1 protein-coding gene is annotated in these 1406 nt (G+C 68.2%); it reads right to left on the bottom strand.

Features of this window, described 5'->3' with window-relative positions; translation table 11 throughout:
- Positions 1–130: 130 nt before the first annotated feature.
- The gene (locus tag D4B81_RS17745) at positions 131–1243 is read right to left on the bottom strand and encodes a tyrosine-type recombinase/integrase (protein ID WP_122263978.1); all 1113 of its coding nucleotides are present in this window, start codon (positions 1241–1243) and stop codon (positions 131–133) included.
- Positions 1244–1406 lie beyond the last annotated feature (163 nt).

Below are 1406 nucleotides of genomic sequence, written 5' to 3'. Positions count from 1 at the left end.
CGGTAGACGTGCTCACGGGACAGGTGGACCCCGCGCTCGGCCAGCAGCGGGACGAGCTCGGAGGTCTGGTACATGCCGTGGGTGGCCATCACCTGACGCAGGTTCCACCCCATCACGGTGCGGACGGTCATCACTGGTCCTCCTGATCGGTGGGTGCGTAGACGCGCTCCAGCGCGGCCTTGAGCGTCTTGTCCTTGAAGTCGTTGCTGACCGAGGCGTAGATCGCGGTGGTCGAGGCGTAGGCGTGCCCGACCTGCTCCTGGACGAACCGTTCGGGGTAGCCGAACTCGACCAGGTGAGTCACGTAGGAGTGGCGCAGGCAGTGCAGCGACAACGCCGGGTCCAGGCCCGCCTGGTGGCGGACCGTCGCGAAACGGGCGTCGAAGTGGCGCAACGAGACCCGTGAGAGCCGCTCGGTCACCCACAGGGCTGGATGTCCAGGCACGCCGAACAGCGGACGGGCCTGCTCGACCCACTGCCGCATCCCTTCGATGGCCCAGTCGAACTCGGGCACCGCCAGGACCGTGCGGCGGCGCGGGGTACCGCCGCGAACGGCCTTGCCGTAGCGGACGTGCACCGAGCCGTACGTTCCCCACCTGGGCACGTGCGGGTTGGGGCGCAGGTCGGCCACGTCCAGGCGGCACAGCTCGTTGCGGCGCAGGCCGAACGCATAGGCGGTCTTGAAGACCTGCGCGTCCCGCAACGCGCTCAACGCTCCCTTGCGGCCCGAGGACGCGGCCCGTTCGACCTGGGCGTCCAGGTGGTCGAAGAGATCCTGCAACTCCCCGTAGGTGAGCGGTCGCCGTGCCGGGCGGCCCTCGTACTCGTTCAGGTGCGCCACCGTGTTCCACTCGTGGCACACCTGCGAGGGCACCGAGCCGAACCGGTCGCGACACTGGCGGGGCCACTCGTACCGGGCGTCGGTGAGGTAATCGCAGAACATCCGCAGCGCCAGGTGGTACCCGCGGATCGTCGAGGGTGACCGACGACCGTCACCGCTGGCCAGGGATACCGTGAAGTCCTCCACGTCCCCAGGGCCCCACGACCACGGGTAGGACTCGGCGAACTCGGTGAACCGACGGACCAGCCGGACCCGGTCGCTGATGGTCTTCTCACCCAGCAGCCGGGAGGCCTGCTGACGACCCCACCCGGTCAGCATCGCCTCGAAGACGGCGCTCTCCTCGTTCAGATGAGCCACCCCGGCGACCAGGACGAGCCCCGCCGAGCCGGGTATACCGACCATCAGGACCGCCGATCCGTCGTTGCCGCAGAAGCCATATTGTTGCTCCTGACGTTACACCTAGTTGGGCGTCCCTGGTCAACGGACACGCGTGGGGACGTCGGAGTCCCTACTAATCCGCAGACCACCCGGCGGGTGTGACTTCTGACGCGATAATGCTCGCTTC

Origin of the sequence: Ornithinimicrobium cerasi (assembly GCF_003702705.1) — a bacterium.
Lineage (GTDB): Bacteria > Actinomycetota > Actinomycetes > Actinomycetales > Dermatophilaceae > Ornithinicoccus > Ornithinicoccus cerasi.
Note: the sequence above shows the minus strand (reverse complement) of the source record. Positions and strands in the feature narration are given on the sequence as shown.

Excerpts from the sequence above, each read along its gene's own strand:
- D4B81_RS17745 (WP_122263978.1), bottom strand. The coding sequence starts at position 1,243 with ATGGTCGGTATACCCGGCTCGGCGGGGCTCGTCCTGGTCGCCGGGGTG.